Source organism: Streptomyces sp. NPDC056128 (assembly GCF_042263835.1).
Lineage (GTDB): Bacteria > Actinomycetota > Actinomycetes > Streptomycetales > Streptomycetaceae > Streptomyces.
This window is the reverse complement of record NZ_JBHJVQ010000044.1, coordinates 1-18,613: the sequence shown is the minus strand read 5'-3', so window position 1 is coordinate 18,613 and position 18,613 is coordinate 1. Positions and strand designations below refer to the sequence as shown.

Here is an 18,613-nt window from a genome sequence, read left to right as displayed (position 1 = left end):
GGGCGGGGGTTCAGATGTCCACGGCCGGGCCCCGGTCGGCGGGGTCCGGTCCGTCCGGCGGCCCGGTCATCGCCGTGAGCAGCCGGGGGTCCAGCATGGTGGTGACCGAGGTGTCGCCGGCCGGGTCGAGTCCGGCGTCGTGGCGGGCCGCGCTGATGAGGTAGCGGCCCAGGACCGGGTGGGTGGCGAACGCCCATTCCTCGCCCTGGGCCGGGGCGCCGTCGGGGGTGCGCAGGCCGCCCAGGGCCAGGCCGAAGCCGAACTCGGTGAAGGCCAGCCGCATGCCCTGCCCGAGCGCCTTGGTGTAGGCCTCCTTGAGGGTCCACAGCCGCAGGATGCAGGCCGCCTGCCGGGCGGGCGGGAGGGTGTCCAGTTCGGCGGCCTCGGCGGGGGTGCACATCCGGGCCCGTACCAGGTGGGGGTCGAAGCGGCGGCCGGCGCTTTCGGCGTCCAGGCCGATGCGGCCCATGCGGCTGACGGCGACGGCCATCAGCTCGCCGGTGTGGGTGAGGGCCACCTCCACCTGGTCGAGGCCGCGCAGGTAGGGGCGGCCGCCGAGCCGGTAGGCGATGTCGATGTCGTGCGGGCCGATGCCCAGGGCGGCGGCCGCGGTGTATTTGATGAGAAGCCGGGAGGCGGCGAACCGGGCGCGGACCGCGGGGTCGCGGGTGCCGGTGTAGCGGGGGAAGTCCCGTCCCAGCAGTGCTTCGAGGCGGGGTGTGGTGAGCACCGCGGGCAGCCATTCGGTCCAGGTCGCGTACGCGATGGTGGTGCCGCGGTCCAGGAGGTCGGTGCGGACCTGCAGCCAGGAGCTGTCCGGGCGCGGGATGTGCACGGGCGGTGCCAGGGCGGTGCCGTGCGCGGTGGTGACGACGCCGAGGGCGGACAGGCGGCGCAGGGTGTCCAGGACGCCGGCGGCGCCGGTGCCGTCCGTGACACTGTCGTCTGTGGTGTGGCGGCCGTGCGGGGGTGCGGGGGTGGGCGGCGGGGTGGGCGGCCGGGGGGCCGGATCGTTTCTGCCAGGGCTCGGTGTCATGCCAGCCGCATCCCGTAGAGGTCGAAGCTGCGGTGGTGGCGGTAGCGGTCCACGAGGCGGGCGGCCAGGGCGGGGGTGATGTCGTCGGGCAGGCCGGGGACGTCCAGGCCCAGGCGGCGGCCGAACCGGGTCAGGGCGATCAGTGCCCAGTCGGGTTCGGCGAGCAGGTTGCCGTCGGGGGCGTCGGGGTCGCCGGGGTTGTCGGGGGCGGCGTTCTCGCGGACGGCGAGGCAGGAGGCGGCCGCCAGCAGCAGGCAGTAGCGGTCGACGAGGGCGTAGGCGGCCGCCGGTGTCTGGGCGTCGGGGTGGTGCGGGAGGGCGGCGCAGCGCTGGGTGAGGGTGTGCACCTCGGCGGCGAAGGCGCGGGCGAGGTCGGCGAGGGCCGCCCAGCGCGGGCCGCGCCCGCGGTTGCCGTCCAGGCGGGCGGCGGCGGCGGGCAGGGCGGCGAGCAGGCCGTCGCAGCCGCTGTGCCGGTCGCGGGGCTGGGCGTCGAGCCGGGTGAAGTCGAGGGTGCTGTCCGCGGCGCCGGGGGTGAACAGCGCGGCGGGTGCCTCGCGGGGGGTGGCGCGGCTGCGGGCGGTGTGGGCGAGGGTGCGCAGGTGCGGGACGAGCACGGCCTGGGTGTCGGCGGTGCCGGCGTGGCCCAGTCCGGCCACGGGCAGGTCGCGTACCAGTTTCTGGAAGCCGCCGTAGGCGGGGCCGCGGTCGTAGCCGCGGGCGCCGAGGACCGCGGCGAGTTCGTCGAGGTCTTCGTGGAGCAGGGCGGACACGGCGTATTTGACGGCGGCGGAGGGCACCAGGGCGTGTTCGGGGGCCAGGTCGAGCAGGCGCAGGCCGGCGACGGCGAGGCTGTCGCAGGCCAGGAGGTCGGCGAAGACTCCGGCCAGGACGCGGCCGCGGCGGCCGCGCAGCACGAGGTGGCGGTGGGACTCGGTGACGGCGCGGACGGCGTAGCGCAGGGCGCTGTCCATGCCGCCGACCAGGGCGCCGCCGGAGACCAGGGCCCGGCTGACCTGGAAGGTGCGCAGGGACAGGCTGACGCCCTCGCCCGCCTGTCCCACCAGCGCGGAGGCGGGCACCGGGCAGTCCTGAAGGCGCAGTCCGGCGTAGTGGGCGCCGCGCATGCCGTGGGTGCGGGCGCGGGGCAGGCGGTGCACGGCGCGGGCCGGCAGGGCGGCGGTGTCCAGGAGGAACACGGAGTGGCTGTCGGGGCCCTCGCCCGGTGCGGTGCGGACGTAGGCGACGAAGGCGTCGGCGCGGTCGGCGTTGATGACGACGTCCTTGCGGCCGTCGATGCGGTAGCCGCCGGGTGCGGGGCGGGCGGTGTACTCGCCGCGCAGGATCGCGTTGGCGTGGGCGAACTCGCGGTGCAGGATCGTCAGGCGCCGCCCGCCGAGGAGCCAGGCGGCGGTGTCGCGGCGCTGGCGTTCGTCGCCGGCCGCCCACACCGCGGAGGCCGCGAACAGGGCGGTCATGCCGGCGCCGAAGCCGAGCGCCACGTCCCGTCTGAACAGGGGCCGCAGTACCTGGGCGAGGGCTTCGGCGCCGGTGAGGCGGCCGCCCAGCGCGGTGGGCACGAACTCGGCGGCCAGCCCGAAACGGGCCAGGAGTTCCTCGGTGGCGGCGGGGGCCTGGCGCCGTTCGTCGGCGGCGAGCAGCGCCTGCTGGCCGTGCGGGTTGCCGGCGGCGAAGGGGTCGCCGAGCAGGTCCTCGACGCGGCGGGCCCGTGCCGGGCCGTCGCCGCCCGGCCCGGGGGCAGGGGCGGGGGCGGGGGCGGGCATACGGGCGGGCGCGGCGGCGGCTGCGGTGAGGTTGTCGTTCACGTGGACCTCCGGCGTCAGCCCGTGCGGCGGGTACGGAAAAAGGGGGGGATGGGTGGGAAGGGGGAAGGGTGGGAAGGGGGGCGTGAGCGGGGGGTTGCGGGGGCGGGGAGGGGCGGTGGTGTGCTCAGGCCCCGCGGGCGGCCGGGGTGCGCTCGGCGTGCTCCTTGGCCAGGCGCAGCGCGCGGCCGCTGTCGCGGGCCAGGCGGGTGCGCAGGGCCTGCCGTGCCCGGCGCACCGCGTCCGGGCCCTCTCCGTAGCGCGCGCGTACCGCGTCCTCGTCGAGGACCGCGTGGTGGCGGGCGGCGACGGTGACGCCCGCGCCGAGGGCGGCGGGTTCGACCGACCACTCCCCCGTGTGCGCGGCCAGCAGGGCGGGCTGTTCGGTGTCCCGGACGTCCTTGTAGACGATGCGTGCGGCGTGCGGGAAGCCGATCCGCACCGATTCGGTGGTGCGGATGCTGCCGTCGGGGCCGGGCAGTTCGACGGTCATCAGCTGGACGCCGGGTGCGCGCTCGGCGATGTCGATCCGGCCGGCGCCGGGCACCGCGTCGGGCCGGTCGCCGAAGCGGTGCAGGAAGCCGTACACCGGCTCGACGGGGGCGTCGACGGACACGGTGTCCTCGAAGGACAGGACGAGGCCGTCCAGGCGGCGCCAGCGCTCGGCGAGGCGGCGCAGGTTGTCCAGGGCGGCGCGGCTGTTGGCGCTGGTGGCCTGCTTGACCCAGTCCACGTCGGCGCGTGCGTTGTCCCGTACGGCGAAGTCGTTGCTCAGGGTGACCAGGGAGCGTTCGGGGCCGCGGGGCTCGACGGTCCAGCTGCCGCCCATCGAGGTCACCGGGCGGGGCAGTACCTCCTGGCGGAAGTCGACGCGGTGCGCCACGGGGTCCAGGACGCGGCGCGTGGTCCAGGACCTGACCTCGCCGTTGGCCATGACCCACATCCGCAGCCGTTCCGACTCGCCGTCGAACTCGAGCTGTTCGACGTGCAGGGTCGGCGGCAGGAAGACGGGCCAGCGCAGCGCGTCGGCGATCAGGCCGTAGAGCACGCCGGCGGGGGCGTCGACCTGCGTGTGCTGGGCCATACGGTGCACGGGCGCGAGATACATGCCCCACACCCCCTTCTCGTCTCGGCATCCGGGAGGCGGGACGGACAGCCGTGGGACGCCGCCCGCCGGTTGGTACAGGCTCGCCATGGACTGTGTCCTGACCTGGTGGAGGACGGCTCGCCCTGACCTCGAACACCGCTGGAATCCCCGCCCGGGGCGGCACACCCCGCACACCGGGCACCCCCACCGGGCGAGGGGGCGGGCGGCGGCGGTGCGGGCCCGGGGGGGGCGCCTGTGCCGGGGGGGGTGGGCGCCGGGGCGTCGCTCACGGTGCGGGGTGCTCGCACGGGGGGGCAGGCTCGCCGCAGAGGGCCGGGGGGCCGTGCCCGGGGGCCGTGGGTACCGGGGTCAAGGGTCTGTCCGGGGGCCGTACGTCCGTTCCGGGGCCGCCTGTTTGTTGGGGGCGGTGGCCCGCTCGGGGCCGCCCGCAGGCCGCGGGAGCGTGGTCCGCCGCCCCGGGGAGGGCGTGGTCCGCCCGCCCGGGGCATACGTCCCTCCCGAGGCCCGGGGTCTCTCTCCCCCGGGGCCGTGCGTCCACGTGCCGGGCGGAGTGCGGCCCGTGAGGAAGAGAAGGGGTGCGGCGTGGTCCGCCCGCCCGGGGCATACGTCCGTCCCGGGGCCCGGAGCCCGGGGTCTCTCTCCCCCGGGGCCGTACGTCCAGGTGCCGGGCGGAGTCCGGCCCGTGAGGAAGAGAGGGGTGCAATGCCCGGCCGCGCGCCGTGCGGTGGCGGCCGGCCCGGGGGGCCGGCGGTGGCGGGGCTGCGTGCGGGCGGCCGTGCCGTGTGCCGCGTTCGCGGCGATGCGGGCTGGAGCACCGCGCGTCGGCAGCCGGGGCCCGCCGGGCGGGTCCTGGCCCGTGGTGCCGGCGGGTGCGCGGGCGGTTCACGCCCTGCCGGGCCCGCGCACCGGGCCCTGCCCTGCCCTCCCCCGCTCCCCCGGCCGGACCCGGCGGGCCGCCGGCGGGCGCTCGACCCGGTCTCGAGCGGACTTCGGGCGGCTGTCGAGCGGGCGCTTCCAGCCTGGCGGCAGCAGGGACGACGACCCGTGGACCGAAGGAGGCCCTGATGGCGTTCGCGTTCGCCCGGCGGGTGCTGCGCCGCGCCCGCACCCTGGCCGCCACGCTGTGGCAGTGCCTGATCGCCGTCGGCGCCATCCAGCTCGCGGGCGAGACGGCCCGGGCCGATGCCCGCCTGCTGGACGCGCCCGCGCCGGGCCATCCCGAACGCCTGCGCCCCGACCTGCCGCTGACCGCGCTGGAACGCGCCGTGCTCAAGGACATCGGCCCGGCGCGCTGAGCGGTCCGGGCCGGCCCCGCGGGTCAGGCCGCGTACAGGTCGAAGGTGGAGGTGCGCCGGGGCCCGGACGCCAGGTCCAGCTGGGGGTCCACGGCGAGGATCGCCTGGTGCAGCCGCTGCAGCTGCGGGGAGGGCTCCACGCCCAGCTCGTCGACCAGACGGCGGCGCAGCCGGTGGTAGACGTCGAGCGCGGCGGCCTGCCGCCCGGAGCGGTACAGCGCCACCATGGCCTGGGAGTGCAGCCCCTCGTGTTCGGGGTGGCGGGCGATCAGGTCCGTCAGTTCGGCGGTGACTTCGGCGTGCCGGCCGATCCTGAGGTCGGCGTCGATGCGCCGCTCGCGCGTGACGAGCCGGCTCTCCGCCAGCCGCATCGCCTCGATCTCCAGGACCGGGCCGACGGGGACGTCGACCAGCGGGGGCCCCTGCCACAGGTTGAGCGCCGTGCGGTAGGTGCGGGCGGCCCGCTCGTCCTCGCCGTCCTCGAAGGCCTGCTGGCCCTCGGCGACGAGGCGTTCGTAGGCGTGGACGTCGACCGCCTCGGCCGGTATCTGCAGCAGATAGCCGCCGTGCCGGGTGGCGAGGACGTCCTTGGCGGTGCCCGGGGCGCCGGGTCCCATCGCGGTCCCGAGCCGGCGCCGCAGCTGGAGTATGTAGGTCTGCAGGGTGGTCAGGGCGCTCTGGGGCAGTTCGGTGCCCCAGATCTCCTCCATGAGCGTGGGCACGGGCATGACCCGGCCCGGGTAGAGCGCGAGCAGGGCCAGGATCTGGCGCGGCTTCCCGGCCGTCGGAACGATCGACATCCCGTTGACGTCGGCACTCAGCGGACCCAGAACACGAATCTCCATGGCTTCCTTCCCCGTACCTCGACAACTGGGACTCGGCTTCCGAGCCGGCGTTCGAACCGGTGCCCGAGGCTCGGTCGATATTGCGCCACGCGGGGGCCCGCTGTCCTTACCCCACGACGGATGCACGAGGCACGCCGTATCCCGCCGCAACCGCGCGCCTCCCCATTCGTCGAGGAGTCATCGAGCGGAATCCTTGCGGCCCCCCTCTCATCAGTTCCTGGCGTATCTGCGGCACGCCCTTCTAATACTGCGAGAAGATGGCGCCCCCCGGTTGTGCCGGCCCGTGCGCGGCGGCGTCCTTTTGCCCGTCACCGAGGCCGGGCGGAAGCACCGGGAAAAGCGGCGTGACGGGCGGCACTTGGAAACCGGACGTGCGCCACTCCGTTTCCGTTCACGTGCGCCGTCCTGCAACCGGCAGCCGGGGTCCGGGAATTGGGCGCTGTCTTTTGGGCCGGCAGCGGGAATCGGATCCTCGGGCGGCGTCCGCCCTCTCTTCGCGATGGCTGGTCCCGTCGAGGTCCACTCCCCCGTACGGGGCTCAGGGTGCCGCCCAGAGGGAGCAAGGCATGGCCGGGGCAGAGGGTCGGGGCGCAGCGGCTCATCGGCGGACGGCGGGGGCGGGCACCGCATCCGGCGGACGCCGGGAAGATGCCCGGAATGGCTCGTGCGGCCCGGCTGCGGCGGCTGCCGGCACAACCACGCCCGGGCCAGGGCGCCGCGCACCGCACTGCACCGCGGGTGAACCACGGACCGGCCCTGTGGCTGCGTCCTGCACCCCGCGCGGGCCCGGGACGGGACTGGAGGGCCGGGACGGGCAGCCGCGGATGCCGCCGTCCCCGGGGGGCGGCCAGGGGGCGGCCAGGGGGCCAGGGGGCGGCCAGGGGGCCAGGAGGTGCGACCGGGGGGCCGGGGAGGCTCCGGCCAGGAAGGTGAACTGCCCTTCCGGGAAGCGGTGTTGGGGTACCGGGGAGGTCCCCGGCCCAGGGAAGTGAACTGCCGCTTCGGGAGCCGGTATTGGGACCGGAAGGGCGCACGGGGGGCGTCGGCGGAAGGCGTCTGCGCGGCCGGGGGCGGTCCGGGCGGGGGGAACCGGCCGCCGCCCGCTGAGGGGGCCGGGGGCGCTTCTGGGGGGGGTGGGCCGGTGGCGGTCCTGCCGCCGCTGCCGGCCGGCCCTGCCACGCAGCGGGTGCTCGCGGCCGGCGGGAGGGGCCTGCCCCTGCGGTTGTGGCGGTCTGCGGGCGGTGGTGGCCCGGGGGGCGATGGCCGGGACCGGTGGCCGGGGCCGCTGCCCGGTCACCGGTGGGGCGGGGTCAGCCCACGCGGGCCACGGCCCGGCCGGTGGCCTCCGGGCCGCGGGCCGGGGCGATCTCCGCGGCGGCGGTCAGGATGGAGCGCTGGAGCCGGCTGATCGTCGTCGACGGCTCGAGTCCCAGCTCGTGCACGAGGGTGGCCCGCAGCCGCTGGTAGACGCTCAAGGCCTCGCCGCGCCGTCCCGAGCGGTGCAGGGCCACCATGAACTGGCCGTGCAGGCTCTCGTGCATCCGGTGCCGGTTGACCAGGACGGTCAGCTCGGACAGCAGTTCGCGGTGGCGGCCGAGTCTGAGGTCGGCCTCGATGCGCTGGTCCAGCGCGCACAGCCGGGACTCCTCCAGGCGTTTGACCTCCAGGCCGAGCCGGCTGCCGGCGCTCACGTCGGCGAGCGCGGTGCCGGTCCACAGCGACAGGGCCTCGCGCAGCCTGCGGGCGGCGCCGGTGAAGTCCTCGGCGTCCACGGCCCGGTAGCCGGCCCCGGCGCGCTGCTCGAACTCGCGGAAGTCGACCCGGCCGCCCCGGGTGTCCAGGCGGTAGCCCCCGGGCAGGGTGACCAGGACGTCCTTGGCGGTGATGCCGTGTTCGCCGCCCGCGGCCAGCGCCGCGGCGATGAGCTCGCGCAGCTGCAGCACGTACGTCTGCAGGGTGGTGCGGGCGCTGCGCGGCGGCTCGTCGTCCCACAGCTCCTCGATCAGGGAGGAGACGGGGACCACCCGGTCGGCGTGCAGGGCCAGCAGGGCCAGCACCTGACGCGGTTTCGGGGCGGTCGGTGTGATCGAGACGCCGTGCTCGCGTACGGACAGCGCGCCCAGAACTTCGATGTCCACTGTCTTGTCCCCCTTGGAGTCCCATGCCGGTTGCTGCGGGTCCGTGCCGCGAGGGCCGCCGCTTGGACACCCGGAGGGCGCTCGACGACTCTGGCTCGAAGACGATTAAAAAAACAGCACAGTCGGTTTGTCAATGGGAGTGACGTACATCCGGCCACCCGCCCCGCCCCCGGCGCGGGCACCCCGGCCGCGCCCGGGCGGGGGCGCCACCGGGCCGTAAGGGCGTAAATACGGGGGGAGTTGGCGCGGTGGCGGCCCGGTGGTCCAGGCGGAATCAAGGCCGGTATGCCACGGTGCCCGAGGGTGTTCCACCCCTCTCGGCCGGGGCGCGGCCGCGGCGTTGCGGCCCGCGCGGGACTGCGAAAGGTGCATAATGAACCCAAAAACAGAACGCATGGTCTGGTTATGGGTTGGGGTCACCGGGGGCGGCTGCCGCCTGCCGTCAGGTCGGCGAGGACGGCGGCCGCGGCCAGCCTGGGCAGCAGGAGCTGCCAGAAGCGGGTGAGGGTGGCGTGCGAGAGCCACTGGGGGTCCCGGGTGCCCAGGACCTCGAAGCCGGTCGTCGCGGCCACCACGGAGGACGTCACCGTCTCGGGTGCGACCTCGCCCAGCACGCCTTCGCCGGCCGCGCGTTCGAGGGCGGTGCCGACCCAGGCGTGCCACTGGTGGTGCAGTGCCTGGCCCGCTCCGCGGACCCGGTTGCGGCCCAGTTCGAAGCCGGCGCGCAGCACCACGTCCGCGGCGAGCCGGCGGGCGAGGTCGTGGGAGGTGTCGACGAGCAGCTGCAGGCAGTTGCGGGCGCCGGCTTCGCGGGCGGTGACGATGGTCTGCAGCTGCTGGGCGGCGGCCTGTTCCACCGCGTCGGCCAGGGCGGCCTTGTTCGCGAAGTGGAAGTGGAGCGCTCCGTTGCTCACCCCGGCCAGGGAGCTGATCGCGGTGAGCGAGGCCATGCTGAAGCCGTCGCGGTCGAAGACGGTGGCGGCCGCCGTGATCAGCGCCTGGCGGGTGCGCAGCGCTCGTTGCTGTCGGGCCATGCGAAGTGCTCCGTTACTGCGGCGGGTTGCCGTGCTTGCGGGAGGGCGGGTCGGCGTGTTTGGTGCGCAGCATCGCCAGGGAGGCGATGAGCACCTCGCGGGTCCGGGCGGGGTCGATGACGTCGTCGACCAGGCCGCGCTCGGCCGCGTAGTAGGGGTGCATCAGCTCGGCCTTGTACTCCTTGACCATGCGGGCCCGCACCGCGGCGGGGTCCTCGGCGGCGGCGATCTGGCGGCGGAAGATGACGCCGGCGGCGCCCTCGGCGCCCATGACGGCGATCTCGTTGGCCGGCCAGGCGTAGGTGAGGTCGGCGCCGATGGACTGGGAGTCCATGACGATGTAGGCGCCGCCGTAGGCCTTGCGCAGGACCAGTGAGATGCGGGGCACGGTCGCGTTGCAGTACGCGTACAGGAGTTTGGCGCCGTGGCGGATGATGCCGCCGTGCTCCTGGCCGACGCCGGGCAGGAAGCCGGGGACGTCCACCAGGGTGAGGACCGCGATGTTGAAGGCGTCGCACATCTGCACGAAGCGGGCGGCCTTCTCGGAGGCCTCGATGTCCAGGACGCCCGCCAGCGCCTGCGGCTGGCTGGCGACGATCCCCACGACCTGGCCGTCCAGGCGGGCCAGGGCGCAGACGATGTTGCGCGCCCAGCGCTCGTGGACCTGAAGGTACTCGCCGTCGTCGACGATCTCTGCGATGACGTCGGCCATGTCGTAGGGGCGGCTGCCGTCCGCGGGGACCAGGCTCGCCAGCCGCTCGCAGCGGCGGGCGGGCGGATCGGTGCACGGCACGCGCGGCGGATGGGCCCGGTTGTTCTGCGGGAGCAGGGACAGGAGGTAGCGGACCTCGGCGAGACAGGTCTCCTCGTCGTCGTAGGCGAAATGACACACGCCGCTGGTCTCGGCGTGCACGTCCGCGCCGCCCAGCCCGTTGTGCGTGATCTCCTCACCGGTCACGGCCCTGACCACGTCCGGGCCGGTGATGAACATCTGCGAGGTGCCCCGGACCATGAACACGAAATCGGTCAGCGCCGGACTGTAGGCCGCGCCGCCCGCGCACGGGCCGAGCATCACACTGATCTGCGGGATGACCCCGGACGCCCGCGTGTTGCGCTGGAAGATCCCGCCGTACCCCGCGAGCGCGGAGACACCCTCCTGGATACGGGCCCCCGCACCGTCGTTGAGGGAGACCAGCGGGGCACCGGCCGCGACGGCCATGTCCATGACCTTGTGGATCTTCGCGGCGTGCGCCTCGCCCAGCGCACCGCCGAAGATGCGGAAGTCGTGCGCGTAGACGAAGACCGTACGGCCCTCCACCGTGCCCCACCCGGTCACCACACCGTCGGTGTACGGCCTCTTGTTCTCCAGGCCGAACCCGGTCGCCCGGTGCCGGCGCAGCTGCTCCACCTCATGGAAGGAACCGGGGTCCAGGAGCAGCCCGATCCGCTCACGGGCCGTCAGCTTCCCCCGCGCATGCTGCGCCGCCGTCGCCTCCCCACCCGGCCCGGCCAGCGCCCGCGCACGGATCCCGTGCAGCTCGGCGACACACCCCCGCCCGTCCGGCAGCCCCGCGGCCACCTGAGAAACGTCATTGAGGACTGTCACGATGCCTCCCTCCCGGGCGCGACCGGCACGAACCACCAGGCTAACAAACCGTCCGTGCGGTTTATAGGGGGGTGGGTGCCGTGCGCACACACATCAGCTGAAAGTTGCCCGCCGGACACGGCCGCCGGCCGCAGGGGCGGCCGCAGTCGCCCGCCGCCCGGCCGTCCCCGGCCGGCCCCCTGCCACCGGCCGTACGGCGCGCCAGGGACGGGGAAGCGGCGGGGTCTGGGTTCGGTCTGGGCCTGGACTTGGCTCTGGGTTTCGGTCTCGGTATCTGGCTCTGGGGTTTGGGTTTCGGCCTGGGCCTGGGTTTCGGCCTGGGCCTGGGTTTCGGCCTGGGCCTGGGTTTCGGCCTGGGTTTGGGTCTCGGTCTGGGCCTGGGGGTCTGGGCCTGGGTCTGGGGTCTGGCGGTCCCTGCCCACCGGCCGTGCGGCGGACGGGGGGCGACGGGTGGTGGGGTGTGGTGTTCCTGCCGTCGGCCGCAGGGCGGGCGGGGGGCGACGGGTGGCGGGGTGGGGTGCCCCTGCCGCCGCGTGCGGCGTGCGGGGGACCCGGGGGGGTGCTACCGCCAGCAGTGGGGCGGGCGGTGGGCCGCCCGGGGGCTCTCCGGGCGCCAGGTCGCGGCGCCGGGCGGCTCCTGCCCCGCGTCCCGTACGCGGTGTGCGGCGTGCTCCCGCCGGGCCAGTACCGCGCACAGCACCGCGGTCAGCGCGGCCAGTTCCTGATCGCCGGCCCGGCCGCGCTCGATGCGCAACGCCGGGGCCCGGGCACCGGGTTCACCCATGTCCGCTCCTCTCCACTGGGGCCACCGTGCCCCGCCCCGCTGCAGGACGGCCTCAGTTCCGCTCGAGAACCACTCGGCCCGCCGGCCGCCGCCGCCCGCCCGGGCGGGCAGGGCGTGAACTGCAACGACACGCACGAGCGGGCCGGGACAGGGGGCGGCACACCGGGCCCGCCCTCGACGGCGGCTCGGAACATTCCCGGGCGGAGGCTGCGATTCCTCTGGAAATCAAACCGGGTGGTCTCTATCTTTTGGGCCTCCGCAGACCATCTCCGATCTCGTTCTGGGGGAGCGATGACCGCGAGCACGTTTGGCACCGTCAGACCGCCGGCCGAGCAGCCGGCACCACCCGCGGCCCGACCGCACCCGCCGCACCCGCCGCACCCGCCGCACCTGCCGCACCTGCCGCACCTGCCGGCCGTCTGGGGCCACGGGCCCTGGACCTCCACCGTCCCCAGCGAACTGGTCCACCGGGCGGCCGTCGCCGAGGTGATGCTCACCGACTGGAGGCGCCTGGCCGAGACCCGCTTCACGATGCGCGCGCAGTGGCCGCGCGGCCACAGCTTCTTCACCCCCCTCGGCGGGAACCACGACCCGCTGATCGCCGCTGAAACGATCCGCCAGGCCGGAGCCCTGCTCGCGCACGCCGAGTTCGGCGTCCCCTTCGGGCACCAGTTCCTGCTGGAGGAACTCACCCTGACCGTGGAACCCGGCCGGCTGCGCGTGGGCCGCGCACCGGCCGCCCTCGACCTCGACGTCACCTGCACCGAGGTCACCCGACGCGGCCGGCGCCTGGCCGGCCTGCGCTACGAGACCACCCTCCTGCGCGAGGGACAGCCCGCCGGACGGGGCCGGATCTCCTTCAGCGTCGTCGCCCCCGCCGTATACCGGCGGCTGCGCCCCGCACGCGTCTTCACCCCCGCACACACCCCGATCCCCCTGACCGCCCCCGTCGCCCCCCAGAGCGTGGGACGCCTCTCCCCCGCCGACGTCGTCCTCTCCCCCACTCCCCGCCCCAACCGGTGGCAGCTGCGCGCCGACATGCGCCACCCCGTCCTCTTCGACCACCACGTCGACCACATCCCCGGCATGGTCCTGCTCGAAGCCGCCCGCCAGGCCGCCACCGCCGTCCTGAACCAGCCCGCCGTCCTCCCACAGCACCTGACCGCCCAGTTCACCAGATACGCCGAACTCGACCGGCCCTGCCTCATCGACGCCCTCCGCCTTTCCCACCACACACCCGGCCAGCCCGACACCGTCCTCGTCATCGGCCACCAGGACAACGAACCCGTCTTCACCACCACCCTCACCACCACCCCCACCACCCCCTGACACCACCCGCCCCCCGGCCCACGCGCCAACGGCCCCCCGCGCGCGGGCGCCCGGCCCCGGGCCCGCGCGCCGGACACCACCCACCCAGACCCACGCGCCCCAGGCCCCGGACACCACCCGCCCACGCCCCGGGCCCTGCCCGGGGAAACGCGACAACGGCGGCACCTCCCCCCACAGCCGCCCGCCTGCACCACACCACCACCCCGTACTCCAGCACCCCCCGGCCGAAGGGCGACCCCGCCCTTCGGCCGCACACACCCCCACAACCGCAACCGGCCGCCCTGTCCGCACGCGCGCCCCCGCAGCCAGGTTCCGTCTCTTGCGACCACGTGGGCTGCCCGGGAACCCAGCCACCGCGCCGGGGCCCTGGAGGGCATCGCCTCCAGGACCCCGCAGAATCAGCGCCGATCGCGGCCCGGACCCGTGGTCCTGAACTCGGCCGTGTTCTCCTCAGCGGCCCACAGGCAAGCCGGCCTTCTCCAGTACCCGGACCGAGGACGGGTTCGACAGTTCCACGTCGGCGGACACCGTGTGGACCTCCGGCGCGGTGAGGGCGAACTCGGCCAGGGCCCGGGCGGCCTCGGAGGCGTAGCCCCCGCCCCGGCGGGAGGCCACGATGCCGTACCCGATCGCAAGGACGCCCTCGCCGGGTGGCCAGAACAGGCCGATCGAGCCCACCACCAAGGCGGTGCCGCGCTCGATGACCAGACGGTGCCCCCAGGCGCCGAGCCAGGCGGGGTACTGGCCGAAGAGGCCCGCGATCACACGATCGCCTCCGGCGGGAAAATCGTCCGCCCAGTGCGGGGACCGGGCGCCGTCCAGGACCGCCGTGGCCTCGCCCGTGGTCCAGGGCCGAAGGACGAGACGCTGGGTGACCACGTCGGCGCAGGCGGGTGAAGAAGAGGAAGACATGTGTCTGTCCTGGCCGTTGCAACGACCGGGCCGCGCTCTGCTATCGCGCGCGCCGGATGAGGCCACGCCGAACAGGGCCGACGGCGGCCATATTCATCACCCTCCCCATCCCGAGATCACGCGTCTGACGCGCCGGCGTGACGGTAGTAGCTCCTCATCAGCCAGGGCAACACATTACCGGGCCGCTGACCGGGGGCTTTCGCTCGCTGAAGCCCCCCGGGGGGCGTTGCTCCGGTCACGCCGCCCAAGCGGCGAACAGACGGGACGGACGACCCGTCAGACGCAGCACCGTATCCCGGACACCAGCCCCGCCCCCGGCCCCGGCACGCTGGCGCTCCGCACCCCGGCAGGGCATCCCCGCCCCCCCCTGCGCAAGGGCGCTTCAGGGCTACCGGCCGAACGCCTCGATACTGTCCGCGACCCAGAGGGCGAACACCCGGGACGGACACCCGGTCAGACGCAGCATGTCCCGGACACCAGCCCCGGCCATGGCCCCAGCCCTGGCCCGCCGGCGCTCCGCACCCCCGCAGGGGACCGCGTCCCCGACACCGGCCCCGGCCGGCGGATGCGGAGCGCCGCACCCCGGCAGAGCCTCCACACCCCCGGCGGGAGCGCGCTTCAGGACTGCCGGCCGAACGCCTCCAGATGGTCCGCCGCCCAAGCGGCGAACGGACGGGGCGGACGGCCCGTCAGACGCAGCACCGTGTCCCGGACACCGGCCTTGGCCCCGGCACGCTGGCGCTCCGCACTGGCCAGCAGCGCCTCCACAATCTCCGGCGGACAACGCTCAAGCAGCAGAGCACGCGCCCCGGCCGGGGACAGCTCCTCAAAACGCAGCGGCCGGCCCAGCAGCCGGCCCAGCTCCGCAGCCTGCTCCACCGCGGTGACCGGCCGCGGCCCGGTCAGCGTATGAACGCGCCCCTCATGCCCGTCCTCGGTCAGCGCACACACCGCCACCGCCGCCACATCCCGCGGGTCCACACACGCATTGGCCGACCCCCCGTACAACGCACGCACCACACCCTCACCGGCCACCGACCCCGCCCAGGACAACGCATTCGACATGAACGAACGCGGACGCAGCACCGTCCACCCCAGCCCGCACCCCCACAACAACTCCTCATTCGCCCGCTGCCAGCGCGTAATCAGATCATCCGCACCCCCGTCCTCCACAGCCGCCGCGGACACCTTCACCACATGCCGCACCCCAGCCCCACACGCCGCCCGCACAAAACGCTCATCATCCCCCGCCCCCACCCGGCTCGTACACAAAAACACACGCACCACACCCGCCAACGCCCGCTCCAACGACCCCGGATCACCGAAATCACCCGCCACCACCTCCCCACCCGACCCCACCCCCCGCACCCGCGACACATCCCTGACCATCACCCGCACCCCCACCGACCGGGCCGCCAGCAAACGCACCACCTCCCGCCCCACCCTCCCCGAACCACCCGTCACAAGAATCACCACAACCCCCTCCCCGGACACGAACCAGTCCCCCGGCCAAGCCCATCCCCAGCCAGGACCCTCCCCGCACACGGACCATTCCCCGGCCGGACCCTTCCCCCAGCCAGGCCCTTGCCCGGACACGCCCGACACGGACCGTTCTCCGACCGGACTCTTCCCCCGGCCGGACCGCTGCCCGGACACGAACCAGTGCCCCGCCCTGGCCGTTGCCCGGGCACGGCCCGGGCCCGGGATGCCGGCGCCGCCCCCGCCTCTTGAGACGGCACCGGACACCACCTGTAAGATACATACTGGGCGGTTTTTTTGTGGGGCCGTCCCCCAACCGCACACCAGCGATCCCCAACGACCGGAAGGCCCCGCCATGGTGAAACAGGACCGCGCCATCCGCACCCGCCAGACCATCCTCACAGCAGCCGCCAAAGTCTTCGAAGAACGCGGCTACCAGGCCGCCACCATCGCCGAAATCCTCCACACCGCAGGCGTCACCAAAGGCGCCCTCTACTTCCACTTCGAATCCAAAGAACAACTCGCCCAGGGCGTCCTGCACGAACAGGACCAGCAACTCACCATCCCCGCCCGCACCTGCAAACTCCAGGAACTCGCCGACGAAGTCCTCCTGCACGCCTACCGCCTCCAGCACGACCCCATGGTCCGCGCCGGCGTACGCCTCACCATGGACCAGCACGCCCAAGACCTCGACCGCAGCGGCCCCTTCCTCCGCTGGAGCCACATCTGCCGCAACCTCCTCGAAACAGCCCGCACCCAAGGCGAACTCCTCCCCCACGTCAACCCCACCACCACCGCCGACGTCATCGTCGGCACCTTCGCCGGCATCCAGTCCATGTCCCAGACCATCACCGACTACCACGACCTCACCCAACGCACCACCGCCCTCCTCCAACACCTCCTCCCCAGCATCACCCACCCCTCCATCCTCACCACACTCGACCTCACCGAAGAACGCGGCCACACCATCCACAACGAAATCCACCACCACACCCAACCCACCCCCACCACCACCCACTAACCCCCACCCACACCCCTCAGCCCACACCGCCAGCAGACCGTCCCCACACCGTCAACCGACCACCGCCGCACCCACACCCGCCGCGATAGCCGGCCACACACACCGGCTGCCGACCTCAGCCAGCCGCACCTGCACCCGCTTCCGCCCCGGCACCGGCACGGCTCCCACGGCCCTCACTCGAAATACCGCACCAGCACCTCCTCCAGCCGGGCACAGTCCCCGACCGCACCCCCTCCCCCCTGCCCGGCCCCAGCCGTCACCAAAGCCACATTCGCAATGAACTTCCCCTCCCACCCCGCCCCAACACCCCACGGCAGCACCACATCCTGACCACTGACCAGACAGCCCGGATACCGGCCCTCCCCACCCTGAGCCACCAGCCCCGCAAAGACCGCCCGCAACGCCTCCGACTCCGGCCGCGCCCGCATCAACACCAACTGCGCCAACGTGCACTCAACCACCCGCAGAGACGCCGAACGACGCTCCAGGTCATACGCATCCGCACCCACACTCAACCCCTGCGCACCCACCGGGCGATGCACATGAGCTTCCACCAACCTGAAGTCGCAGTTCAAAGGGCTGATGTGACCGGTTCTCGGGGCGTTCGTGCTGGTCGTGGGCAGGATTCCACGGAGAAGATCATCCCTCAGCGGTTGACTCCGAGGTTCGTCAGGACGAGCAGAGCGCGCAGGAGCTGGGTGGCGTGGGCGGGGTCGATGCGCAGCCTGGTGAGGATCCGCCAGTTCTCGAGGTGGGCGAAGCCGTGCTCGACCGGTGCGCGTCCGGCGGCGAGGACCCGGCTGGCTTCTTCCGGCCGAAGTGAGCTTCTGGGTGCGCCTGGAGTAAAGGCCGGTGACGATCACGAGGCCGCGGATTTCGTTGTCCAGGCCGCAAAAGCCGAGATCGGCCAACGCTCCGAGGCCGGCGGCGCGCAGGTGGGCCAGGATGTGTCCGTGGCGGGCGGCAGTGTTGTCGTGGGTGCGGCCGGGCCGGGCGGCGGATATCCACACCAGGCGGCCGCTTTCGCCGGTCAGGGCGACCAAGTGCAGTCCGTGACCGCGGCGTTCGCCCAAATAGTTCCGCCGGCCGGCCCTCCCGGTGCGGCGCCGGGTGCGGACGAGGGTGCCGTCGCTCAGGACCACCTCCCCGCCCCGCTTGGCGACCTTCATCAGGGCACGGTCCAGACGCGGCGCCTGAGCGGCGAGCAGGCCGATCAGCTCGTCGCGCCGGCGGCACACGGTGGACTCGGACACGTCGTTGCCACCAGCCATACCGGCCAGGCGCTGGTCGTGGTGCAGCACGGCCAAGACGATCACCGCGATCTGCCCGGGCGGCAGGATCCGCCACCTGGACCGAATCGCCTTCAGATGACGTCGCAGCAGATCGGCGAGATGGCTGACGGTCCGCGCCCTGAGCCCGCTGTACCAGCTCGTCGATCAACTGCTGTCCACGGCCCTCGCCGGCGCGCAAGCCTCGTAGGCTCGACACCTCCCGGCGCAGACACCTTCTCACTGGTCATCGATGCTTCCTCCGTCATCGGGAGTTACACCGAACGATGTGCAATCCCGAGCTGGAACCTGCCGCCGGCGGCGAAACAACCTCCCCTCGCGGCAGATCCCAGCGTGGGATCTTGATGTGATGCAGTCCTGGTCAGACGGCCGTGCAACGTCAGACCGTATCGACTGAGGACCGGGTTGGCAGGCTGATAGAAGGACTGGCCGCCGCTGGTGCAGTTGCCGCTGCCTCCTGAAGTGATGCCCTGAGCCTGGTCGCCACTGATGCAGGAACCACCCGAGCCACCGCCTTCGAGGCACACACTCGTCTGGACCATGAAGCAGACGGCGCCTTGAGCGTAGCCGACGGTGACGTTCCTGGCCTGAATGCTGCCGCAGTGCCAGCGCCTGGTGGATCCGGAACGGCAGATGAAAGCACCAACAGGGACCTCGCTGAAGCCTCACACAAACCGGCACGAGACGGTGCCCCAGCCGAGGACAACGGGCACGGCCCACCAGCCGTTGGCGACGTTGACCCAGGCGTAGTCGCACCCGGGAAACGCCGGTCCCTGAAAGTGAAGCTTCCCCTTGATCGTGGACACCCGGAGACTGGGATCCTGAGGTTCCAGAGGAAGTAGCACCAGGTGGCAAGCACGTACACGAAGCGGTACACCGAGGAGTTCAAGCGGGACGCGATCGCGCTCGTCGATTCC

Annotated in this window: 14 protein-coding genes and 1 pseudogene; 3 read left to right on the top strand and 12 right to left on the bottom strand. The window is 73.7% G+C overall.

From position 1 onward, the window contains the following. Nucleotides 1-10: 10 nt before the first annotated feature. The 3 genes from ACFC1X_RS38325 to ACFC1X_RS38315 form a co-directional block, all read right to left on the bottom strand. The gene (locus ACFC1X_RS38325; protein ID WP_376363572.1) at nucleotides 11-1,036 is read right to left on the bottom strand and encodes a 4'-phosphopantetheinyl transferase family protein; all 1,026 of its coding nucleotides are present in this window, start codon (nucleotides 1,034-1,036) and stop codon (nucleotides 11-13) included. Beyond that, a complete protein-coding gene (locus tag ACFC1X_RS38320; RefSeq protein ID WP_376363569.1) occupies nucleotides 1,033-2,859 on the bottom strand; it encodes an acyl-CoA dehydrogenase in 1,827 nt (608 codons plus the stop codon). The genes ACFC1X_RS38325 and ACFC1X_RS38320 overlap by 4 nt, the downstream gene beginning before the upstream one ends. A 124-nt stretch (nucleotides 2,860-2,983) precedes the next feature. Next, a complete protein-coding gene (locus tag ACFC1X_RS38315; protein ID WP_376363566.1) occupies nucleotides 2,984-3,964 on the bottom strand; it encodes an SRPBCC family protein in 981 nt (326 codons plus the stop codon). 1,064 nt (nucleotides 3,965-5,028) lie between these two features. On the opposite strand from ACFC1X_RS38315, the gene ACFC1X_RS38310 reads away from it, so the two are divergent. Next, nucleotides 5,029-5,259 carry a DUF6059 family protein gene (locus ACFC1X_RS38310; protein ID WP_376363563.1) on the top strand — a complete coding sequence of 77 codons (231 nt, stop codon included), beginning with the start codon at nucleotides 5,029-5,031 and terminating at the stop codon, nucleotides 5,257-5,259. Between the two features lie 23 nt (nucleotides 5,260-5,282). Here the strand turns inward: ACFC1X_RS38310 and ACFC1X_RS38305 are convergent, their stop codons facing one another. The 5 genes from ACFC1X_RS38305 to ACFC1X_RS38285 all read right to left on the bottom strand — a co-directional run bounded on the left by ACFC1X_RS38305 (nucleotide 5,283) and on the right by ACFC1X_RS38285 (nucleotide 11,666). Continuing rightward, nucleotides 5,283-6,104: a BTAD domain-containing putative transcriptional regulator gene (locus ACFC1X_RS38305; RefSeq protein WP_376363561.1), complete on the bottom strand. Its 822-nt coding sequence runs from the start codon at nucleotides 6,102-6,104 to the stop codon at nucleotides 5,283-5,285. 1,310 nt (nucleotides 6,105-7,414) lie between these two features. After that, on the bottom strand, nucleotides 7,415-8,242 hold the full coding sequence (locus ACFC1X_RS38300; RefSeq protein WP_376363558.1) for a BTAD domain-containing putative transcriptional regulator: 828 nt from the start codon (nucleotides 8,240-8,242) through the stop codon (nucleotides 7,415-7,417). Between the two features lie 416 nt (nucleotides 8,243-8,658). Then, entirely contained in the window at nucleotides 8,659-9,276 is a 618-nt protein-coding gene (locus ACFC1X_RS38295; RefSeq protein ID WP_376363555.1) for a ScbR family autoregulator-binding transcription factor, read from the bottom strand. 13 nt (nucleotides 9,277-9,289) lie between these two features. After that, nucleotides 9,290-10,882 carry an acyl-CoA carboxylase subunit beta gene (locus tag ACFC1X_RS38290; protein WP_376363554.1) on the bottom strand — a complete coding sequence of 531 codons (1,593 nt, stop codon included), beginning with the start codon at nucleotides 10,880-10,882 and terminating at the stop codon, nucleotides 9,290-9,292. A 562-nt stretch (nucleotides 10,883-11,444) separates the two neighbouring features. Then, nucleotides 11,445-11,666: an acyl-CoA carboxylase epsilon subunit gene (locus ACFC1X_RS38285; protein WP_376363551.1), complete on the bottom strand. Its 222-nt coding sequence runs from the start codon at nucleotides 11,664-11,666 to the stop codon at nucleotides 11,445-11,447. 291 nt (nucleotides 11,667-11,957) lie between these two features. On the opposite strand from ACFC1X_RS38285, the gene ACFC1X_RS38280 reads away from it, so the two are divergent. Then, nucleotides 11,958-12,995 (top strand): ScbA/BarX family gamma-butyrolactone biosynthesis protein, encoded by a 1,038-nt coding sequence (locus ACFC1X_RS38280; protein ID WP_376363548.1) that lies wholly within the window; start codon nucleotides 11,958-11,960, stop codon nucleotides 12,993-12,995. 450 nt (nucleotides 12,996-13,445) lie between these two features. On the opposite strand, the gene ACFC1X_RS38275 is transcribed toward ACFC1X_RS38280, so the two are convergent. Both ACFC1X_RS38275 and ACFC1X_RS38270 read right to left on the bottom strand, forming a co-directional pair. Beyond that, entirely contained in the window at nucleotides 13,446-13,907 is a 462-nt protein-coding gene (locus ACFC1X_RS38275) for a GNAT family N-acetyltransferase (protein ID WP_376363545.1), read from the bottom strand. Between the two features lie 618 nt (nucleotides 13,908-14,525). Beyond that, nucleotides 14,526-15,380 carry an NAD(P)H-binding protein gene (locus tag ACFC1X_RS38270; protein WP_376363659.1) on the bottom strand — a complete coding sequence of 285 codons (855 nt, stop codon included), beginning with the start codon at nucleotides 15,378-15,380 and terminating at the stop codon, nucleotides 14,526-14,528. A gap of 361 nt (nucleotides 15,381-15,741) precedes the next feature. Here ACFC1X_RS38270 and ACFC1X_RS38265 point away from each other — a divergent pair, with 361 nt between their 5' ends. Beyond that, nucleotides 15,742-16,407: a ScbR family autoregulator-binding transcription factor gene (locus ACFC1X_RS38265; RefSeq protein ID WP_376363542.1), complete on the top strand. Its 666-nt coding sequence runs from the start codon at nucleotides 15,742-15,744 to the stop codon at nucleotides 16,405-16,407. Between the two features lie 173 nt (nucleotides 16,408-16,580). Here the strand turns inward: ACFC1X_RS38265 and ACFC1X_RS38260 are convergent, their stop codons facing one another. After that, on the bottom strand, nucleotides 16,581-17,708 hold the full coding sequence (locus ACFC1X_RS38260; protein ID WP_376363539.1) for a transposase family protein: 1,128 nt from the start codon (nucleotides 17,706-17,708) through the stop codon (nucleotides 16,581-16,583). A 359-nt stretch (nucleotides 17,709-18,067) separates the two neighbouring features. Further along, nucleotides 18,068-18,478, bottom strand: a pseudogene (locus ACFC1X_RS38255) (S1 family peptidase); the annotation flags it as partial. Nucleotides 18,479-18,613: the final 135 nt, after the last annotated feature.